The sequence below is a fragment of the Hymenobacter sp. genome (assembly GCF_031398885.1).
Lineage (GTDB): Bacteria > Bacteroidota > Bacteroidia > Cytophagales > Hymenobacteraceae > Hymenobacter.
This window is the reverse complement of sequence record NZ_JANNOD010000005.1, coordinates 1-17,638: the sequence shown is the minus strand read 5'-3', so window position 1 is coordinate 17,638 and position 17,638 is coordinate 1. Positions and strand designations below refer to the sequence as shown.

Annotated in this window: 14 protein-coding genes; 6 read left to right on the top strand and 8 right to left on the bottom strand. The window is 63.2% G+C overall.

Annotated features, from left to right (window positions below):
- Positions 1-36 precede the first annotated feature (36 nt).
- Entirely contained in the window at positions 37-543 is a 507-nt protein-coding gene (locus RMO51_RS00460) for a phosphoheptose isomerase (protein WP_310391027.1), read from the top strand.
- A 100-nt stretch (positions 544-643) separates the two neighbouring features.
- Here RMO51_RS00460 and RMO51_RS00455 read toward each other — a convergent pair whose 3' ends face one another.
- The 3 genes from RMO51_RS00455 to RMO51_RS00445 form a co-directional block, all read right to left on the bottom strand.
- Positions 644-847, bottom strand: coding sequence for a hypothetical protein (locus tag RMO51_RS00455; protein ID WP_310391025.1), 204 nt, complete (start codon positions 845-847; stop codon positions 644-646).
- 61 nt (positions 848-908) lie between these two features.
- Entirely contained in the window at positions 909-3,104 is a 2,196-nt protein-coding gene (locus tag RMO51_RS00450; RefSeq protein ID WP_310391023.1) for a penicillin acylase family protein, read from the bottom strand.
- Between the two features lie 220 nt (positions 3,105-3,324).
- Positions 3,325-3,672 (bottom strand): iron-sulfur cluster assembly accessory protein, encoded by a 348-nt coding sequence (locus tag RMO51_RS00445; protein WP_310391021.1) that lies wholly within the window; start codon positions 3,670-3,672, stop codon positions 3,325-3,327.
- 268 nt (positions 3,673-3,940) lie between these two features.
- Between RMO51_RS00445 and RMO51_RS00440 the strand changes: the two genes are divergently transcribed.
- Positions 3,941-4,477 (top strand): hypothetical protein, encoded by a 537-nt coding sequence (locus RMO51_RS00440; RefSeq protein WP_310391019.1) that lies wholly within the window; start codon positions 3,941-3,943, stop codon positions 4,475-4,477.
- Between the two features lie 94 nt (positions 4,478-4,571).
- Here RMO51_RS00440 and bshA read toward each other — a convergent pair whose 3' ends face one another.
- The 3 genes from bshA to RMO51_RS00425 form a co-directional block, all read right to left on the bottom strand.
- Positions 4,572-5,708 carry an N-acetyl-alpha-D-glucosaminyl L-malate synthase BshA gene (bshA, locus tag RMO51_RS00435; RefSeq protein WP_310391017.1) on the bottom strand — a complete coding sequence of 379 codons (1,137 nt, stop codon included), beginning with the start codon at positions 5,706-5,708 and terminating at the stop codon, positions 4,572-4,574.
- 290 nt (positions 5,709-5,998) lie between these two features.
- Complete coding sequence (locus tag RMO51_RS00430; protein WP_310391015.1) at positions 5,999-6,733, bottom strand: hypothetical protein; 735 nt, start codon at positions 6,731-6,733, stop codon at positions 5,999-6,001.
- 66 nt (positions 6,734-6,799) lie between these two features.
- Positions 6,800-9,769 carry a glycoside hydrolase family 3 N-terminal domain-containing protein gene (locus RMO51_RS00425; RefSeq protein ID WP_310391014.1) on the bottom strand — a complete coding sequence of 990 codons (2,970 nt, stop codon included), beginning with the start codon at positions 9,767-9,769 and terminating at the stop codon, positions 6,800-6,802.
- A 320-nt stretch (positions 9,770-10,089) separates the two neighbouring features.
- Between RMO51_RS00425 and mutL the strand changes: the two genes are divergently transcribed.
- From mutL to RMO51_RS00405, 4 genes are all read left to right on the top strand, one after another.
- Positions 10,090-12,144, top strand: coding sequence for a DNA mismatch repair endonuclease MutL (gene mutL, locus RMO51_RS00420; protein ID WP_310391012.1), 2,055 nt, complete (start codon positions 10,090-10,092; stop codon positions 12,142-12,144).
- Between the two features lie 45 nt (positions 12,145-12,189).
- Complete coding sequence (locus RMO51_RS00415; RefSeq protein ID WP_310391011.1) at positions 12,190-12,984, top strand: rhomboid family intramembrane serine protease; 795 nt, start codon at positions 12,190-12,192, stop codon at positions 12,982-12,984.
- A gap of 83 nt (positions 12,985-13,067) precedes the next feature.
- Positions 13,068-13,976: a rhomboid family intramembrane serine protease gene (locus RMO51_RS00410; RefSeq protein ID WP_310391010.1), complete on the top strand. Its 909-nt coding sequence runs from the start codon at positions 13,068-13,070 to the stop codon at positions 13,974-13,976.
- Positions 13,977-14,045: 69 nt separating this feature from the next.
- On the top strand, positions 14,046-14,966 hold the full coding sequence (locus RMO51_RS00405) for a hypothetical protein (protein ID WP_310391007.1): 921 nt from the start codon (positions 14,046-14,048) through the stop codon (positions 14,964-14,966).
- 86 nt (positions 14,967-15,052) lie between these two features.
- Here RMO51_RS00405 and mdh read toward each other — a convergent pair whose 3' ends face one another.
- Entirely contained in the window at positions 15,053-15,991 is a 939-nt protein-coding gene (gene mdh / locus RMO51_RS00400; protein ID WP_310391006.1) for a malate dehydrogenase, read from the bottom strand.
- A gap of 175 nt (positions 15,992-16,166) precedes the next feature.
- Positions 16,167-17,498 (bottom strand): tRNA lysidine(34) synthetase TilS, encoded by a 1,332-nt coding sequence (tilS, locus tag RMO51_RS00395; RefSeq protein WP_310391005.1) that lies wholly within the window; start codon positions 17,496-17,498, stop codon positions 16,167-16,169.
- Between the last annotated feature and the right edge of the window lie 140 nt (positions 17,499-17,638).

Here is a 17,638-nt window from a genome sequence, read left to right as displayed (position 1 = left end):
GAGCTGTCTCGGCAAGCTCGACATAACGTTTCAAATATGCTCACTCCCGACTCCCACAAACAAGCCCTATTTCAGCGAGTAGCCGCGCGGCTGCAGCAGCAGGGGTTTACCGTAGCCCAGGAAGACCAGACGCGCCCCTGGGGTGGTTTTTTTGTCATCGACGAGGACCAGGCCCAGCCGTTCGCCGACACTTATTTCAACGGCCTGCCGGTAGACCAGCTGCGCATTGCCGGCAAGCTGAGCCCCAAGATGCTGCTGGTGGCCCCGCACCAACGGCTGAGTTGGCAGTACCACCACCGGCGGGCCGAAATCTGGCAGGTGGTGCAAGGTCCCGTGGGTGTGGCCACCAGCCCCACCGACGAGCAAGGCGAGGTGAAAAGTCACCAGGTCGGCGAGCGCATCGTGTTGCAGCAAGGCGAGCGCCACCGGCTAGTGGGCCTGAAGGACTGGGGCGTACTGGCCGAAATATGGCAGCACACCGACGCCAACCACCCTTCGGATGAAGACGATATCGTGCGGGTGCAGGACGATTTTGGACGCTAGAAACCTTTCGTTCCGAGCAGCAACTGCAGATTAAAAATAAAAAGCCCGGCACTGCCGGGCTTCTTTGTGGGCAGGAAAATCCGCGAAGAAAATGCGTTACTTATTTCTGGGTTGATTCCTTCGCAGAATTATCAGGCTTCACCTTTTTCATGGCCTCCGCGAGCGACTGCTGCAGCTTAGCCCCGGAATCGGCGGGGGCTTCTTCTGTTATGCGGTATTCCTTTTGAAGGCGTTCCCATTCTGCAATGGGGATGAACACGCCGGTGATTTTGCCCTTGTCGTCGGAAAGGTATTTGATGTCCATGGCTTGCTAAGTTGATGAGGGGCGGTGGCCACTACTGGTGGCTTGTCGAAGCAGCCCGCCGCTACTGCCCCGGGTGGTAGGTTTTTTCGGCGTGCGCCTTCACGTCTTCGGGATAAAAGCGCACGGCTTTGAAGCGTCCGGCGCAGAATAAATCGGCTTGGTCGGCGAAGTGCGGGGTGCCGGGCCGGCTGCTCTGCCCGCCCGTGACCACCGACCGGGCCACGATGCGCGGGCCAAACTCGACCACGGCCACGAAGCTGTTGCCCACCGCCCCGTAGCGCTTCTTGGTGCCGGGGTAGGCGCGGGCGCCGAAGGCGGCCAAGGAGCCCCAAGCCGAGGACGTGTAGGCCACCGGCGTGCTGGGCTGCTGGTCGTTGTAAGTTTCCTGCACCTTGCCGGTGAGGCGCTGAAAGCGGTTGACCTCGCCCCAGGTAGTTTTCCAGGTGCCAAAGTCCCGGGTCAGGTCTTCGAGCGTCTCCACCAGGGTAGCTACTTTTTCCGTCGGCGTGGTGTTGGCCACGGCGAACTTGGTGAAGCTGATGTAGTCGAGCTGCGGCTGGGCCGACGGTACGCGGGCGCGGGCCTTGGCCAGCAGGCGCTCGGCCCAGTAGATGGCCACGGTCTGGGCCACGGAGGTGGTGCTGTAGCCGCGGTTCCAGGCGCGGAGCAGGGCTACGGCCTCTTCCAGGGCGGGCGTGGCGGCTTTTTCTACCGAGGTGGGCTGGTAGGCGGCCAACAGCGGCGGCAGCAGGTCGTCGAAGGCGGTGAGGTGCGGGTCGTTGGCGGCGGCAATCAGCGTGTCGAGGGTGAAAACGGCCTTGCGGCTCAGCACGCGCACGGCGTTGAGGCCGCGGTAGTTTTCGGCGTCGGGGGCCATGTAGGCGGGGTATTTGGCCTGGGCCAGGCTACCAGGACCGGCCACCGTGAAGGGCGTGGCGTTGCAGTTCTGCAAGTAGCCGCTGGCCGGGTCGCGGGCCTGCACCAGCTCGGTCACGCCGTGGAAGCCCTTCCACTCGGTGGCCGGATTGCTGCCGTCCACCGGCTGGCTCCAGTCGAATTTGGGGTCGCGCCGGGGCATAAAATTGCCGTGCCAGTAAGCAATGCTGCCCTTGCTGTCGGCAAATACAGTGTTGTTTGAGGCGTTGGCGTTGAGCTTCATCACCTCCTGAAAACCTGCGTAGCCGGTGGCCTTGGTGCGCAGGTACGACTGCTGCAAGGCGGCCAGCGGCTCGTTCATCATGCGCACGGCCACCCACTTGTTATTGGCCAGCTGGCCCACCACCGGGCCGTGGTGGGTGCGGTACACGGTGAACTCTTTGCGCAGCATTTTGGGGCCGTCCTTGTAGGGCAACGATACTTTGGTGGCCACCACGGGGCGCAGTTTCCCGCCGTACTTGTAGAAAAAGGCGCCGCCTTTTTTCTCGATGGTTTCGAGGTATTCGTCCATCGAGTCGGCGCCGCTGGAGGTGTGCATCCAGCCGCAGTGCTGGTTGAAGCCCTGGTAAATGAAAAACTGGCCCCAGGTGACGGCGCCGTAGGCGTTCAGGCCGGTTTCGCTCACCATCTGCACCTCCGAGCGGAAGTAGAACGAGGTGTGCGGGTTGATGAGCAGCAGGGCGTGGCCGCTGGCGCTTTTGGCCGGCGCAATGGCGAAGCCGTTGGACCCGACCGGCTCCCGCTCCCGGCGCTCAAAATCGGTGTCTATCCACGAGCTGGACTTTTTCTGGCTGTAAAAGGCCTTCAGGCGCTCCGTCGAAACCACGCTGATGTTGCCACCAATGCTGCCCTCGCTAAACATGAGCGGCATCCAGGGCTGGAAGCGGCGCAGCAGCCGGGGGCGCACCGTGGGGTGGGTGGCCAAGTAGTAGTTGGTGCCGTCGGCGAAGGCGTCGAGCAGCTTCTTCATCTCCGGTGGCGTTTTGCGGTAGATGGCCAGGGCCCGGGTGGTGTCCATGAACAGCCGGGCGCGCAGGTCGTGGTACAGCGCGGCTTCGCCTTCTACCTCCGCCAGGCGGCCAATGGCGTCGAGGTAGTTGGTTTCGACGCGGTCGAAGTCGTCCTCGCACTGCGTATAGAGCAGGCCAAACACCGCATCGGCGTCGGTCTTGCCGTAGACGTGCGGCACGCCGTAGGTGTCGCGCACGATGCTGACCCGCTGAGCCTGCAGCTTCCAGCGCGCCAGCTCCGGCGCGCTGAATTTTTGCGCCTGGGCCGCGAAGGAGATTAACACTATCAGCAGGGTAAACAAGATGCGCATGGGCCAAGGAGTAGGTGAGGCGGGTGAGGCGAAAGTAAATGAAAAAGCCCCGGCCGGAAGGGCCAGGGCTTTCTTATCCTTTCATTCGAGTCCTGCTCATCCGTCGTCCGCGCAGTCGAAGCATCTCCGCTGCTTCATCTGCTTCCATCCGACGAAGCGGACAAGGTGCTTCGACAAGCGGACGCCGGATGAGCAGGACCGCTGTTAAGAACGCGCCGGCTTACGCCGAAAACGACGAGCCACAGCCGCAGGTGCTCTTGGCCTGGGGGTTGTTGAAGACGAAGCCGCGCGCGTTGAGGCCGTCCTGGAAGTCGACTTCCATGCCCAGCACGTACATGGCGTGCTTTTTATCCATGATGAGCTTGAGGCCGTCGAGGTCGTAGGTTTCGTCCTGGTCCTTGGCTTTGTCGAAGCCGAGCAGGTAGCTCATGCCCGAGCAGCCGCCGCCCTGCACGCCAATGCGCAGGCCGTAATCGGCCGGGACGTTCTTTTCCTGGATGATATTTTTGACCTCGACCACGGCGCGGTCGGTGAGGCTAATGGGGGCGAGGGTGGCAACGGTGGCCATAAGTATAGACGGATTAGCGGGAGGTGGGCAACAAAGGTACGGCAGCTACCGGAGTGGCTCGCGGCGCGGCGTTGGGGGAGAAACAGCAGTTGGGGGCCGGCGGTTCACGGCGTAAGTTTGCGCGGCAGGCGCTATGTTTTCGCTGGCCGTTCAGGGATAGGATGGTGGCGTAGAGACGCATATTTGCGTCTCGTCGTTGTTCGTACCACGCCACCTTACCGTTCAACGACAAGACGCAAATATGCGTCTCTACACCGATTACCCGGCAATGGATACTCCCGCCTACATCTTCGACCTACTCAAAATCATTCTGCCCGCCCTCATCGTGGCCGGCATTATCTACCTGCTTTTCCAGCAGTTTCTGGAAAAAGAGCAGCAGCGCCGGCTCATCGAAATGCGGCTGGAAAGCGGCAAGGCCACGCTGCCCCTGCGCCTGCAGGCCTACGAGCGCATCGTGCTGTTTCTGGAGCGCATCTCGCCCAACAACATCCTCGTGCGCCTGAGCAGCGCGGGCCAGTCCGCGCCCGACTTTCACCGCCTGCTCCAGCAGGAAATCCGGGCCGAGTACGAGCACAACCTCTCCCAGCAGCTCTACATCTCGGCCGATGCCTGGACGGTGGTGAAGGAAGCCAAAGAAAACGTGCTCACGATGGTCAACCGCGCCTTCCACGGCCTGCAGAACCCCGCCCAATCGCGCGGCACTGAGCTGGCCAAGCGCATCCTCGAAGGTCTGATGCTGGACGGCGCCGAGCCCACCGCGCAAGCTCTGGCCGTAGTAAAAAACGAAGCCGCCGGACTGTTTTGACGCCTGCGGCCTGCTTAATGAAGAATGAGGAATGAAGAATTACTGGTCCTTAATTCTTCATTCCTCATTCTTCATTCTTCATTAAGCGCAGCATCTACGCCACCACGCCCACTGCCTCGATGGCGCGCTGGTAGCATTCCTCGTACTTGGGCACAATTTTGTCGACGGCAAACTCCTCGGCGCGGGCGCGGGCGGCGGCTTTGAAGCGCGGCAGGTTGTCGCCATGCAGCACGTAGAGGGCGTTTTTGACCATGTCGGCCACGTCGCCGACTTCGCTCAGCATGCCGGTCACGCCGTGCACGTTCAGCTCGGGAATGCCGCCGACGTTGGTGCTCACCACGGGCACTTCGCAGGCCATGGCTTCGAGGGCGGCGAGGCCGAAGCTCTCGTTTTCGGACGGCATCAGGAACAGGTCGGCCACGCTCAGCACTTCCTCCACGGCTTCGAGCTTGCCCAGGAAGCGCAGGTCGTGCTGGCAGTTGAGGTCGCGGGCCAGCTTTTCCATGCGCGTGCGGTCGGGGCCGTCGCCCACGAGCAAGAGCTTGGCCGGCATGTGTTCGCGCACGCCCACGAAGATGCGGAGCACGTCCTCCACCCGCTTCACGGTGCGGAAGTTGCTGGTGTGCACCAGCAGCTTTTCGCCCTCGGGCGCGATGGCGGCGCGGAAGTGGCTCTTATCCTGTTTTTTGAAGCGGTGTAGGTCGATGAAGTTGGGGATGACGGTGATGTCCTTCTCGACGGCAAAGTACTCGTAGGTTTCGCGCCGCAGGTCGGCCGATACGGACGTCACGCCGTCGCTCTGGTTGATGCTGAAGGTGACCACCGGCTCGTAGCTGGCGTCTTTGCCCACCAGGGTGATGTCGGTGCCGTGCAGGGTCGTTACCACCGGAATCTGGATGCCGCGGGCGCGCAGAATCTGCTTGGCCATGTAGGCCGCCGAGGCGTGCGGAATGGCGTAGTGCACGTGCAGCACGTCGAGCTTCTCATTCTGCACGATGTCGACCATCTTGCTGGTCAGCGCCAGTTCGTAGGGCGGAAACTGGAAGAGCGGGTACGCCGGCACGTACACCTCGTGGTAGAACACATTCTCGTTAAAGAAGTCGAGCCGCACCGGCTGGCTGTAGGTAATAAAGTGCACCCGGTGGCCGCGTTGGGCCAGGGCCTTGCCCAGCTCGGTGGCCACCACGCCGGAGCCGCCAAAGGTGGGGTAACAGACAATGCCGATGTTCATAAGCTAGGTAACGCGAAAATCCGCCGCGCGTTCTGCCTAACCGGGATTGAGCTGGGATGTTGAATACACGGCCAGCGTTTCCCACAATCTTAACGTTTGGATAAGACGAGCCGCTGGTGATGCGCGACTTGTGTAAAGCGCACTTCAAATTTTAATAGCGGACTGTTTTTGTCACGCTGAGCGCAGTCGAAGCATCTACACCGCTTAGTTCAAGCCGTTGCAATGAATCGGCAGAGATGCTTCGACAAGCTCAGCATCACACTCCATTTCAAAATCACAATAGGCATTGGCTATAGGCTAAGAAAATAGGTGCCTGTCAGCTGTACCACGCGGTTGTAGGCGGGATCGGCGCTGGAATCATGGTAGGGGAATTCGGCAATTATGTCGTCGATGTACTCCCGATGCAGCGTGCGCAGCCCCAGTTGGTAACCGAGTTGCACCTGCACTGGGCCCTGCCGGTAGCCAATACCGAAGTTCACGCCCGCATCCAGGCGCGGGTTGTAAGCGTCGGACCCGTAACGAATCTTCTCGTTGAAGTTGTAAGGAGCAAACTTGGCGAAAGGGGAATAATTAAGCGTAGTGCCTTGCCGCCGGCCCCCCACGCCCAGCGCCGCGTAAGGGCCGGTAAATAGCTGGAAGCCGTGCACCGTGTACACCACGTTCACCGGTAGCTCCAGCCAATTATAGCGGTTGGTGCTGCGCGTGTCGGAGCCGCTGTTGCCCGCAATACCGCCGAACGAGGTGGCTGTATTGAATCGCTCGCCCTTTTGCGAAAACAGCAGGGCTGACTGCAAAGCGAATTTGCCAAAATCTACTTCCAGCACCGCACCCGCTTGCCAGGCATAAATGGCCGACTTATCGGCCGAGTAGCTGAAGCTAGAGAAACCATAACCCGTGCTGGCGGCGCTCAGCGTGGTGGTGGCCCGGTTGAGCCCGCCGCGCAGTCCCAGCTTGTAGGTGGTTTGGGCCGAAGCCGTGGCCGCGCCCAGCAGGGCGGCCAGCAGAAGAGTAGTGCGCAGTTTCATGGTGCAATGCAATTGAGGGACAATTGCTGCCATGACTTTCCCGGATTCGAAAAGGTTGCGTGGGACTTAGCCTTTGGTTTTATTGGCCGCCAACGACTTGTAAATCACCTCGTGAATGCGCGTGCGGATGTTGTACTGGCGCAGCTTGTTGTTGCCGGCGTCGGGGTACACGCGGTTGGAGAGGAAGATGTAGAGAATCTGGTTGTCCGGGTCCATCCACACGCAGGTGCCCGTGAAGCCGGTGTGGCCAAAGGTGCTGGCCGGCGAGAGGTTGCTGGTGGGGCCGGTGGGTTTGCTGGGGTCGCTGTGGTCCCAGCCCAGGCCGCGCCGGCTGCCGGCGCCCTGCGGCCGGGCAAATTCCGTCACCACCGGCGATTGAAAAAAGCGGGAGCCGCCGTAGCGGCCGTTTTGCAGGTTCATCTGCATGAGCACGGCCAGGTCGTTGGCCGTGGCGAAAAGGCCGGCGTGGCCGCCCACGCCGCCCACCAGGGCCGCAGTCTGGTCGTGCACGGTGCCCTGCAACTGCTCGCGGCGGTAGTAGGTATCCTTCTCGGTGGGCGCAATGCAGCTTTTGGGGAAGCGCTGCAGCGGGTTGTAGGTCATGCTGCCCAGCCCCAGCGGCCGGTAAAAGTTGTCCTGCAAAAAATCCTCAATGGGCCGCTTGAGAATCTTCTCGCACACCCGCTTCATCACAATAAAGCTCAGGTCGGAGTATTCGGTGGGGTACTTGCCCCGGGTTTTGGGCAGCAGGCCCGAACGCATGGTCCAGGCCCACACCGAGTCGTCGGCGGCTTTGGTGCTGTACTCCCCGGGCGCCACCTCGTTGGGAAAGTCGTCGGATCGGATGCTGGCGTAAAAGGTCGGCTTCAGGCCGTTGCTGTTGATGGTGCGCTCCCAGGTGGGAATGCCCGGCTTGAGGCCGGCCTGGTGCAGCAGCACGTCGCGGATGGTCATCTCGCGCTTGTTGGTGCGGGCCAGCTCGGGCAGGTAGGCGGCCACTTTGTTCTCCAAGACCAGTTTTCCCTGGTCCTTGAGATACATCACGGCCTGCAGCGTGCCGGCCACCTTGGTCACCGAGGCCAGGTCGTAGAGCGTGCTGCTGGTCACGGGCTGGCTCTGGTCGTAGGTGCAGTAGCCGTAGCTCTGGTCGAACACCACGGTGCCGTTTTTGGCCACCAGCACCTGGCAGCCGGGGGCGGCGGCATAGGTCTGGCTCTCCAGGGCGATGTTGTCAATCTGGGCCAGCACGCGCGAGCTCAGGCCCTGGCTTTCGGGCACGGCGTAGCGCAGGCGGCCCAGGGCGGGGGTGGCGATGCCGGCGGTCACCTTCATGGTGGGCGATACCGTGACGGGCAGCTTGCCCCGCGCCGGCAGCGCCCCAAACAGCACCTGCGGCACCACTAATTGCGCGGCGTAGTGGTCCTCGTAGCCGCAGACCAGCGTGCGGGCATCTTCCAGAAACTTCAGGCCGTAGGCATTACCCATGGCCACCACCACGGTTTTGAAGCCGCGGTTGGCCTGCAGCTGTTTGAGGAATTTCAGCGCGCCGTCGCCCAGGCCGTAGCTGTGGCTGGGCGTGTTATTCATGGCGTGCAGGCTCACCACCACCACGTTGTAGCCCTGCAGGCGGCCGGCAATGCGCACGAAGGTGCTGTCGTCGGCGTAGCGGTTGGGCACGGCGTACACCGGGCCGGGCTGGTACTTGTTGAAGATGGTGGCGTAGGGCCCCTCGGCCGGGGTGCCGATGGTGATGGCCGCAATCCGCAGCGTGTCGAGCCGCTGGAAGGGGAGGAGCTGGTCGTCGTTCTTCACCACGGTCACGGCGTGCTCAAAAATCTCCTGGGCCAGCACCTTCGACGCGGGCAGGTTCAGGCTGTCGCGCATGGTGGCCACGGTGACCGGCTGGTACTTTGCCAGCCCTGCCCAGTACTTGGCCCGCAGAATCTTGCGGATGCGCAGGTCCAGGTCTTCCTGCCGGAGCCTGCCCGCCACCACGGCCTCTTGGATGCGGCGCAGCGCGGCCGGCACATCTTCCGAGAAGAGCAGCACGTCGTTGCCGGCCGCCAGGGCCATGGCGTCCAGCTCGCCGTCGTTGTAGAGCTTGCTCACGCTGCGCATGTTGAGCGCATCCGTGAATACCAGGCCTTTGAAGCCCATCTTGTCCTTGAGCAGGTCCGTGACCAGGGCGCGCGACAAGGTGGTGGTTTTGGCGTCGGTGGTGTCGAAGAGCGGCATGTAGAGGTGGGCCACCATCACGCCCATCACCCCGGCCTCGAAGGACTGCTGAAACGGCACCAGGTCCACCTTGGTGAGCTTGGCCATGTCGGTGCTGATGACCGGCAGGGCCACGTGCGAGTCGGTGTCGGTGTCGCCGTGGCCGGGGAAGTGCTTGGCCACGGCCATCACCCCGTTTTCCTGCAAGCCCCGGATGTACTGAATGCCCAGCTTGGCCACGTGCTCCTGGTCCTCGCCGAACGAGCGGTTGCCAATCACCGGGTTGCCGGGGTTGGAGTTCACGTCAATCACCGGGGCGAAGCTGATGTGCACGCCCAGCGCCCGCATTTTGCGGGCAATGTCGCGGCCCATCTGGTACACGTATTTGGGGTCGTCCATGGCGCCGAGCGTCATTTGCTTGGCGAAGTGGGCCGAGGAGTCGAGCCGCATGTCGAGGCCCCACTCGGCATCCATGGCGATGAGCAGCGGCACCTTGGCGGCGGCCTGCAGGCGGTTGGTCATCAGGGCCTGGCGCTTGGGGCCGCCCTGCAGAAACATCACCCCGCCGATGGTCTGGTTGCGCACCAGCCGCTCGATGCGGTCGGCGTGGGCCTTTTCCTTGTTCGAGTACGCGGCCACCATGAACAGCTGGCCCAGGCGCTGCTCGGGCGTGAGGGAGTTGTAGACGCTGTCGACCCACGCGGCCTCGGCCGGCGACGCGGTGAACGGGTCGGCGGGCAGCTTGGGGTTTTTGGCAAACGAGAGCAGCAAGCCCGCGGCCAGCAACAAAGCGGCCAGGCTCAGCTGAAAAGAAAGGCGCATCAGCCCCGGGGGGTTGGTGGGGTGGTTCAAGAGGCAAACGGGCCGCGGGGGCCGTACTTTTGTCGTGGATAGCGGCGGAACCTGCCGGCCCCGTTTGGAGGTTCCAACCGTGGCCGGCCGAGGGGTGAAACAGCCGTGGCAGGTGCCACAAACTTCGCGCCGCAACTCCGCTATTTGGCCGCGAAGGTACGCAGAAAACCCCGCCGTGGGTTTGAAACACGGCCGGTTTCCGGTTATTGCCGGGCCCGTTCTCACTTGCTTTCGTGCCAGTTAGCTCTTCTTAATTTCCTCGGCGCAAGCTGAAGCATGCGCCACGTTTTATGCCCGACATCATTCACCTGCTCCCCGAATACCTCGCCAACCAGATTGCGGCCGGCGAAGTGGTGCAGCGCCCCGCCTCGGTGGTGAAGGAGCTGCTGGAAAACGCCGTCGACGCCGGCGCCACCCAGGTGCAGCTCATCGTGAAAGAAGCCGGCAAGCAGCTCGTGCAGGTGGTGGACAACGGCGCCGGCATGTCGCCCACCGACGCCCGCATGAGCCTGGAGCGCCATGCCACCAGCAAAATCCGCAGCACCGAGGACCTGTTCCGCATCCGCACGCTGGGCTTCCGGGGCGAGGCGCTGGCCAGCATCGCGGCGGTGGCCCAGGTCGAAATCCGCACCAAGCAGCGGGAGCACGACACCGGCACCTTGCTGCTCGTGGAAGGCTCGCAGGTGACCAGCCAACTGCCCACGGCTTGCCCCGACGGTACCAGCATCGCCGTGAAGAACCTGTTTTTTAACGTGCCCGCCCGGCGCAACTTTCTCAAGAGCAACGCCGTGGAAATGCGGCACATCCTCGACGAGTTTCAGCACGTGGCCCTGGCCAATCCGCAGATTGCCTTTTCGCTGTATCAGAACGAGCTGGAGGTGTTCGGTTTGCCGGCGGGCAAGCTCAGCCAGCGCGTGGTGGCGCTGCTGGGCAACGGCTACAAGGAGCAGCTGGCGGCCTGCGAGGAGGTGACGCACGCCATTGCGGTGCGCGGCTTCGTGGGCAAGCCGGAGTCGTCGAAGAAAAGCCGGGGTGACCAGTTCTTTTTTGTCAACAACCGCTTCATCCGCTCGGCCTACCTCAACCACGCCGTGCTGGCGGCCTACGAAGGCCTGCTGGCCCGCGACACCCACCCGTTCTACGTGCTGTTTCTGGAGCTGGACCCTAAATCCATCGACATCAACGTGCACCCCACCAAGACGGAAATCAAGTTTGAGGACGAGAAAACCGTTTATGCCGTGGTGCGCGCCGCCGTCAAGCAAAGCCTGGGTCTTCACAACATCGCGCCCTCGCTCGACTTCGACGGGGACGTGAATTTCGCGCCCATTCGCCCGCTGCGGGCCGGCAAGGGCACTGGCCTGGCCCCTCCCGCAGCCGACGACCACCTGCCGCCCGCCACCGCCGCGGCCCGCGCCGCCAGCGCCGACGGCTACCGGCCCGACGCGCTGGCCGCCGCGGCGGCGGCCGCTACCCGGGCCCCCGGCAACGCCGCGGGCTTCTCCAGCTTCTCGGCCGATACGCGCCGCGACGGCTACGAGCGGGGCCTCCCCACGCGCCCCACCGAGCAGGCCCGCCGCGAGCTGGAAGCCTTCTACCGCGAGCTGGGCCAGCCCGTGCGCCCCGACGACTTCACCGACAACGCCACCGCCCGCAGCTTCGAAGCCGCGGCCCCGGGCGATGCTTTGGCGGCCAGCTCCGCCACAACCGGCGGTGCGCTGGGCCTGGCGGTGCCGGATGCGCCCCCCGCCCGCCCGGCCCCGGCCCGCGAAGGCGGCGCGGGCAGCCGGGCCGTGCAGGTGCAGCAGCGCTACGTGCTGGTGCCGGTGAAATCGGGCGTGCTGCTCATCGACCAGGAGGCGGCCCGCGAGCGGATTCTCTACGAGCAGTACCGCCAGGAGCTGGCCCGCGCCGTGGGCACTTCCCAGACGCTGCTGTTTCCGCGCACCGTCACCTTCTCGCCGGCCGACTTTGCCGTGCTGCGCGAACTCACCGAGCCCCTGCACGCGTTGGGATTCATATTCGCGGAGTTTGGGCCCCACACCATTGCCGTGGAAGCCATTCCGGCCGGTATGCCCGCCCAGGACGAAAAGGAGCTGCTCGAAAGCCTGATTGAGCAGTTTCGCACCACCGCCGGGCCGTTGCAGCTCGACCAGGGCGAGGGGCTGGCCCGGGCGCTGGCCCGCCGGGTGGCCGTGGGCACCGCCGCCACCCGCCTGCCCGAGGCCGAGCTCAACAACCTGGCCGACCGCCTGTTTGCCTGTCAGGTGCCCGGCTACACCCCCGACGGGCGCAAAACCCTGGTGTTGCTGGACGGGCAGCAGCTAGCCGATTTTTTCCGTAAGTAAGCCTTTCCAGGCCGCGCGGCCGCCGCGGCTCCCCATCCTTCCTGCATGTTCAACCTCACCCCCACGGTTCGCACCCTTTTGCTGGCGAACATCATTTTTTACCTGGCTCAGATTAGTTTGCTGCCGCTCATCACCCAGGTGGGCAGCCTGTACCCCATCGGCTCGCCCTACTTTTTCCCCTGGCAGTTTCTGACGTACATGTTTTTGCACGGCAGCTTCTTTCACATTCTGTTCAATATGTTCGGGCTGATTTCCTTCGGGCCCCTGCTAGAGCAGCGCTGGGGCGGGCAGCGGTTCCTCGTGTTCTGGCTCATCTGCGGCGTGGGCGCCGGCGTGCTCTACGAGGGCGTGCGGTTCTACGAAGGCAATAAGATGGAGCAGGCGCGGCAGGAGTTTCGGCGGGCGCCCAGCGGCGGCGACTTTGCCGAGTTTTTCCGCGCCTACTACCCCGAGGCCACCGGCTATGAAACCCTGGCCGGCGCCCTCACCCGCAACCCCGACAACACCGAGTACCGCAAAGCCGCCACCGACGCCGTGGACGCCGTGGTGACCGAAAGCCGGGACTCGCGCAACGCCGGCATGCTGGGCGCGTCGGGTGCGTTGTTCGGGGTGCTGTTCGCCTTTGCCTACCTGTTTCCCAACACCAAGCTGTTTATTTTCCCGCTGCCCGTGCCCATTGCGGCCAAGTACCTCGTGTTCGGCTACGCCCTGTTTGAGCTTTACCAGGGCGTGCACCGCACGCCCGGCGACAACGTGGCCCACTTTGCCCACCTCGGCGGCCTGCTCATTGGCTTCATCGTGCTCAAGTTCTGGGAAAGCGGCCGGGAGCGGTTTTATTAATTCGTTGGTTGTTGAGGTAACCGCGCCCTGCCCGCGGCTACCCCGTGAAATCCGTTACATTCGTTTAACCCGCATTACGTGCCATGAGCATCGTTCAAGATATTCGCACCGCGTTCAGCCGCCGCGACAATGCCCTCATGCAGCTCATCCTGCTGAACGTGCTGGTGTTCGCGGGTCTGATTGTGCTGCGCGCCATTCTCACTGTGAGCAGCGCCAGCGGCTACTACCCGCCCGTGCTGCGGCAGTTCGAACTGTCCTCGGCCCTGCCCGTGCTGCTGCGCCACCCCTGGACGCTGCTCACCTACGCCTTCACCCACGAAGGCTTCTTCCACATCTTGTTCAACATGCTGAATCTGTACTGGTTCGGGCAGCTCATCCGCGAGTACCTGGGCGACCGTCGCCTGGTGAGCATCTACGTGCTGGGGGCGCTGGCCGGGGCCACCATCTTCCTGCTCAGCTACAACCTGCTGCCCGCGTTCCAGCCGGCGGTGGGCGCGCCCATGGTGGGGGCCTCGGCCGCCGCCACGGCCATGATTGTGGCCGGCGCCACGCTGCTGCCCGACTTCACGTTCATGCTGATTCTTATTGGGCCGGTCAAAATCAAGTGGATTGCGGCCGTGGTGGTGCTCATCTCCCTGGCGGGCATCAGCGGCGACAACCCCGGCGGCCAGATTGCCCACCTCGGCGGGGCCCTGCTGGGCTTTGTGTTCATCAAGCAACTGCAGGCGGGCCGCGACCTGGGCCGGCCGGTGCAGGCCGTGGGCAACTTCTTCACCAACCTGTTCAGCCGGCGGCCCAGCATGCGCGTGAGCCTGCCGCGCCGGGCCGAGCCCGTGGCGGCGGCTTCGGCCAGCGGCGCCAAGAAGCCCGCCGTGGCCGGCCAGCCCCTGCAGGACGAAATCGACTTGATTCTGGACAAGATTTCGCGCTCCGGCTACGAGAGCCTGTCCAAGGACGAAAAGCAGAAGCTCTTCCGCGCCAGCCAGCAGTAGCGCAGCGCCGCTTACTAGGTACGGCTTAGCTTTATGCTCGACATAAAGCCGTGAGGAGGCCCGCGTACTATGCTTTTATTTTTTGGGCTTCTGTTGGCGTTCACGCTGCTGGTGTGGCCCCTGCTCGTCTTGCTGCATGAATTGGGACACGCTGTGCCTGCATTGATGTTTACGCCCGCCAGGGTAGCCGTATATCTGGGTTCCTACGGCGACGGCGCCAATTCATGGCGGATGCAGGTAGGCCGGCTGGAAATATACGTGAAAAAGTGGAGCCTGTTCTGGACGGGAGGACTTTGTGTATCGAGCAGCTCCGACATGTCCAAGGCCCAACGCGTGGTGATGCTTCTGGGTGGGGTGCTGGTAACATTGGCAGTAGCGGTGGTCGGTTTTTACGGAGCACTACGGTTCGACCTGCACGGCTCCGTGAAGTTATACATGTCCCTGCTGGCCGTATTTGCAACGGTTACCTTGATAACTAATTTAGTGCCCCGAGAACACGGAGGAGGGGCCAGCGATGGCCTTTTGCTGAAACAATTACTAACCGGCGATAAGCTGGTAACCGCTTTCTCGCCGGAACTGCAAGCATTGATTGCCCGGTCAAGAGAAGTGGCCATTGACCTGGGGTATGACTATGTCTCGACACTGCACCTGTTCCTGGCCGACTGTGCCATGCCCTACCCGTACTCGCTGGCCACTGTGTTCTTCGCCAACGCCGAAGCACAAGAAGCATTCTATGAGCAGCATAGAACCGGACCCGCTAACCCCGGCGCGGGCTCTCTGCCCCTCACTACGGAATTTGAGCGGGCCCTGCAACTGACCACAATGGCTCGGCGCCACGGCTTGGGCAAGATGTTATTTCCAGCTCACTTGTTTCTGGCCGCCAGCGAAGTAGCCGATTCCGACTTCAACCGCGTAGCGTTCGAAACAACTGCTTTACCGCAGATACTGCTGACGCATTACCGGCCACACAGCGAACTGTGGGCTTACTGACGTCAATTCGCCAATCACAAAAAAGCCCCGCCGGAACTCCAGAAGGGCTTTTTTATCTTTTAACTACGCCAATTATGCTACGCCAATTATGCCGGCTGGCCCAGCTTGTCCAGGGCGTCCATTACTTCTTTCACGTGGCCGCGCGAGGTTTCCAGTAACGCCTGCTCCTCGTCGTTGAGCTGTAGCTCAATCACGCGCTCCACGCCGTTTTTACCGAGAATGACCGGGGTGCCCAGGTACACGCCGTTGATGCCGTACTCGCCCTGCAGCTCCAGGCACACGGGGAACACGCGGCGCTGGTCGCGCACGATGGCTTCGACCATCTGAGCCGCGGCCGCGCCGGGCGCGTACCAGGCCGAGGTGCCCATGAGCTTCACCAGCTCGCCGCCGCCCACGGCGGTGCGTTGCACGATGGCGTCGAGCTCGGCCTTGCCGATGAGCTCGGTAACCGGGATGCCGCCCACGGTGGTGTAGCGGGGCAGGGGCACCATGGTGTCGCCGTGGCCGCCCATGAGCACGGCCTGAATGTCTTTCGGGCTCACGTTCAGGGCCTCGGCCAGAAAGGCGCGGTAGCGGGCCGTGTCCAGAATGCCGGCCATGCCGAACACCTTTTCGCGGGGCAGCCTGGCGGTGAGGTGGGCTTGGTAGGTCATCACGTCGAGCGGGTTGCTCACCACGATGATGATGGCGTGGGGGGAGTGGGCCACCACCTGCTCGGTCACTGACTTCACGATGCCGGCGTTCACCGAAATCAGGTCGTCGCGGCTCATGCCGGGCTTGCGGGGCAGGCCCGAGGTAATCACCACCACCTCCGAGCCGGCCGTGCGGGCATAGTCGTTGGTGACGCCCACGGTGCGCGCGTCGTAGCCGATAATCGGAGCTTTCTGCCAGATGTCAAGCGCCTTGCCTTCGGCAATGCCTTCCTTGATGTCCACCAGCACAATTTCGTTGGCAATCTCACGGGTGGCGAGCACGTCGGCGCACGTGGCGCCCACGTTGCCGGCTCCGACTACGGTAACTTTCATAAGAGTAGGGTTGGGTTGGGGTTTCGCGGGTAAAAGTACCTCCAGGCGAAGCAAGGCGCAAACCGGGGCAAAGAGGAGAAAGTAGAGACGCAACGTATTGCGTCCCGGCATCCGCGCCGTTAGGAAATGCTTCGGCCGCGAGCCGTTCAACGCCGAGACGCAATATGTTGCGTCGCTACAGCCGCTGCACGGTTAGCACCCGCTCGGTGGCTTCTTCCACTTTGAACCGGTCGTCGACGCGCCAGCCCACCACCCAGCAGATTTTGCCGTCGGCAGAGGTTAGCACGCGCACGTCGTCTTTGAGGTTGAGCGGCACTTTCTGGTCGATGAGGAAGTCGCTGAGCAGCTTCTTGCCCTTCAGGCCCAGAGGCATGAACCAGTCGCCTTCTTGCCAGCGGCGCAGGGTGAGCGGAAACCGGAGCTTGTCGGCGTCGAGCGCGGCAGTGCTTTTGGAGCGCGGGATGACGAAGCCCTGGGTGTCGTCGTGCAGTTCAGCCCGCAGGCGCAGGCCATCGGCCCGCAGGTCGGTTTGGCCGGCGGCCAGTTGGAAGGTGCCGAACTGTGTGAGCCGCCGCGGGGTGATGACCAGGCTGTCGCGGTCCTTTACCAGCCGGTGCGTGGGCGAGTCGAAGCGCCGGCCAGACTCGCCGGGGAAGGCGGCTACGATGTCCTTCACCACCAGCCACGAGAAGCCGAAGGGGCGCAGGATTTCGTGCAGCACCAGCGTGGTGGCGGCGGTTTTTTGCAGGGTGGCGATGTTGAGGTAGGTGACCTCGGCCTCGTCGCGGCGGGCCTGGGCGGCGGTGTCGGCCACGTAGCGGCGCACGATTTCCTCGGCCCCGCCCACGCGCTCGGCCGTGCCGTGCAGGGTCTGGTCGAGGTTGGGGTTGATTTCGCGCAGCACGGGCAGCACCTCGTGGCGCAGCCGGTTGCGCTGGTACACGGGGCTGTCGTTGCTGGCGTCCTCGCGCCAGCGCAGGCCGCGGTCCACAAGGTAGTCGTGCAGGTCGTCGCGGCCCAGGCCCAGCAGCGGGCGCACCACGCGGCCGTTTTTCACCTGAATGCCGTGCAGGCCGGCCAGCCCGGTGCCGTGGGTCAGGTTGAGGAGCATGGTTTCGGCCTGGTCGCGCTGGTGGTGGGCCGTGGCGACGTAGGCCAATTGCTGCGTCTGGCGCACCTGCTCGAACCAGCGGTAGCGCAGGAACCGGGCCGCCATCTGGGTCGAAATGCCCTCCTGCGCGGCAAACTCCTTGGTCTGGAAAAACTCGGCGAAGTAGGGCAGGCCGTGCTGCTTGGCCAGCTTGCGCACAAACTGCTCGTCGGCATCGGCGTCTTCGCCGCGCAGGCCGAAGTGGCAGTGCGCCACGGCCACCTGCGCCCCGAGGCGGTGCAGCACGTCGAGCAGCACCACCGAGTCGAGGCCCCCGCTCACGGCCACCAGCAGCGGGTCGTTTTCGATGGAGAAAAGCGCGTGCTCTTTAATGAAGCGGCGAACGGTGTCGAGCATGATTACGGAAGTGACAAGGAGCAAACAAACAGAACGTCATGCGGAGCGCAGCGAAGCCACGAGCCTGGGGTAGTAAATAATTAATTGCACAAGCGAGATGCGTGGCTGCGCGCCGCAAGACGAGCTGTAGCCGGCGCAAA

Excerpts from the sequence above, each read along its gene's own strand:
- RMO51_RS00460 (WP_310391027.1), top strand. The coding sequence starts at position 37 with ATGCTCACTCCCGACTCCCACAAACAAGCCCTATTTCAGCGAGTAGCC.
- RMO51_RS00455 (WP_310391025.1), bottom strand. The coding sequence starts at position 847 with ATGGACATCAAATACCTTTCCGACGACAAGGGCAAAATCACCGGCGTG.
- RMO51_RS00450 (WP_310391023.1), bottom strand. The coding sequence starts at position 3,104 with ATGCGCATCTTGTTTACCCTGCTGATAGTGTTAATCTCCTTCGCGGCC.
- RMO51_RS00445 (WP_310391021.1), bottom strand. The coding sequence starts at position 3,672 with ATGGCCACCGTTGCCACCCTCGCCCCCATTAGCCTCACCGACCGCGCC.
- RMO51_RS00440 (WP_310391019.1), top strand. The coding sequence starts at position 3,941 with ATGGATACTCCCGCCTACATCTTCGACCTACTCAAAATCATTCTGCCC.
- bshA (WP_310391017.1), bottom strand. The coding sequence starts at position 5,708 with ATGAACATCGGCATTGTCTGTTACCCCACCTTTGGCGGCTCCGGCGTG.
- RMO51_RS00430 (WP_310391015.1), bottom strand. The coding sequence starts at position 6,733 with ATGAAACTGCGCACTACTCTTCTGCTGGCCGCCCTGCTGGGCGCGGCC.
- RMO51_RS00425 (WP_310391014.1), bottom strand. The coding sequence starts at position 9,769 with ATGCGCCTTTCTTTTCAGCTGAGCCTGGCCGCTTTGTTGCTGGCCGCG.
- mutL (WP_310391012.1), top strand. The coding sequence starts at position 10,090 with ATGCCCGACATCATTCACCTGCTCCCCGAATACCTCGCCAACCAGATT.
- RMO51_RS00415 (WP_310391011.1), top strand. The coding sequence starts at position 12,190 with ATGTTCAACCTCACCCCCACGGTTCGCACCCTTTTGCTGGCGAACATC.
- RMO51_RS00410 (WP_310391010.1), top strand. The coding sequence starts at position 13,068 with ATGAGCATCGTTCAAGATATTCGCACCGCGTTCAGCCGCCGCGACAAT.
- RMO51_RS00405 (WP_310391007.1), top strand. The coding sequence starts at position 14,046 with ATGCTTTTATTTTTTGGGCTTCTGTTGGCGTTCACGCTGCTGGTGTGG.
- mdh (WP_310391006.1), bottom strand. The coding sequence starts at position 15,991 with ATGAAAGTTACCGTAGTCGGAGCCGGCAACGTGGGCGCCACGTGCGCC.
- tilS (WP_310391005.1), bottom strand. The coding sequence starts at position 17,498 with ATGCTCGACACCGTTCGCCGCTTCATTAAAGAGCACGCGCTTTTCTCC.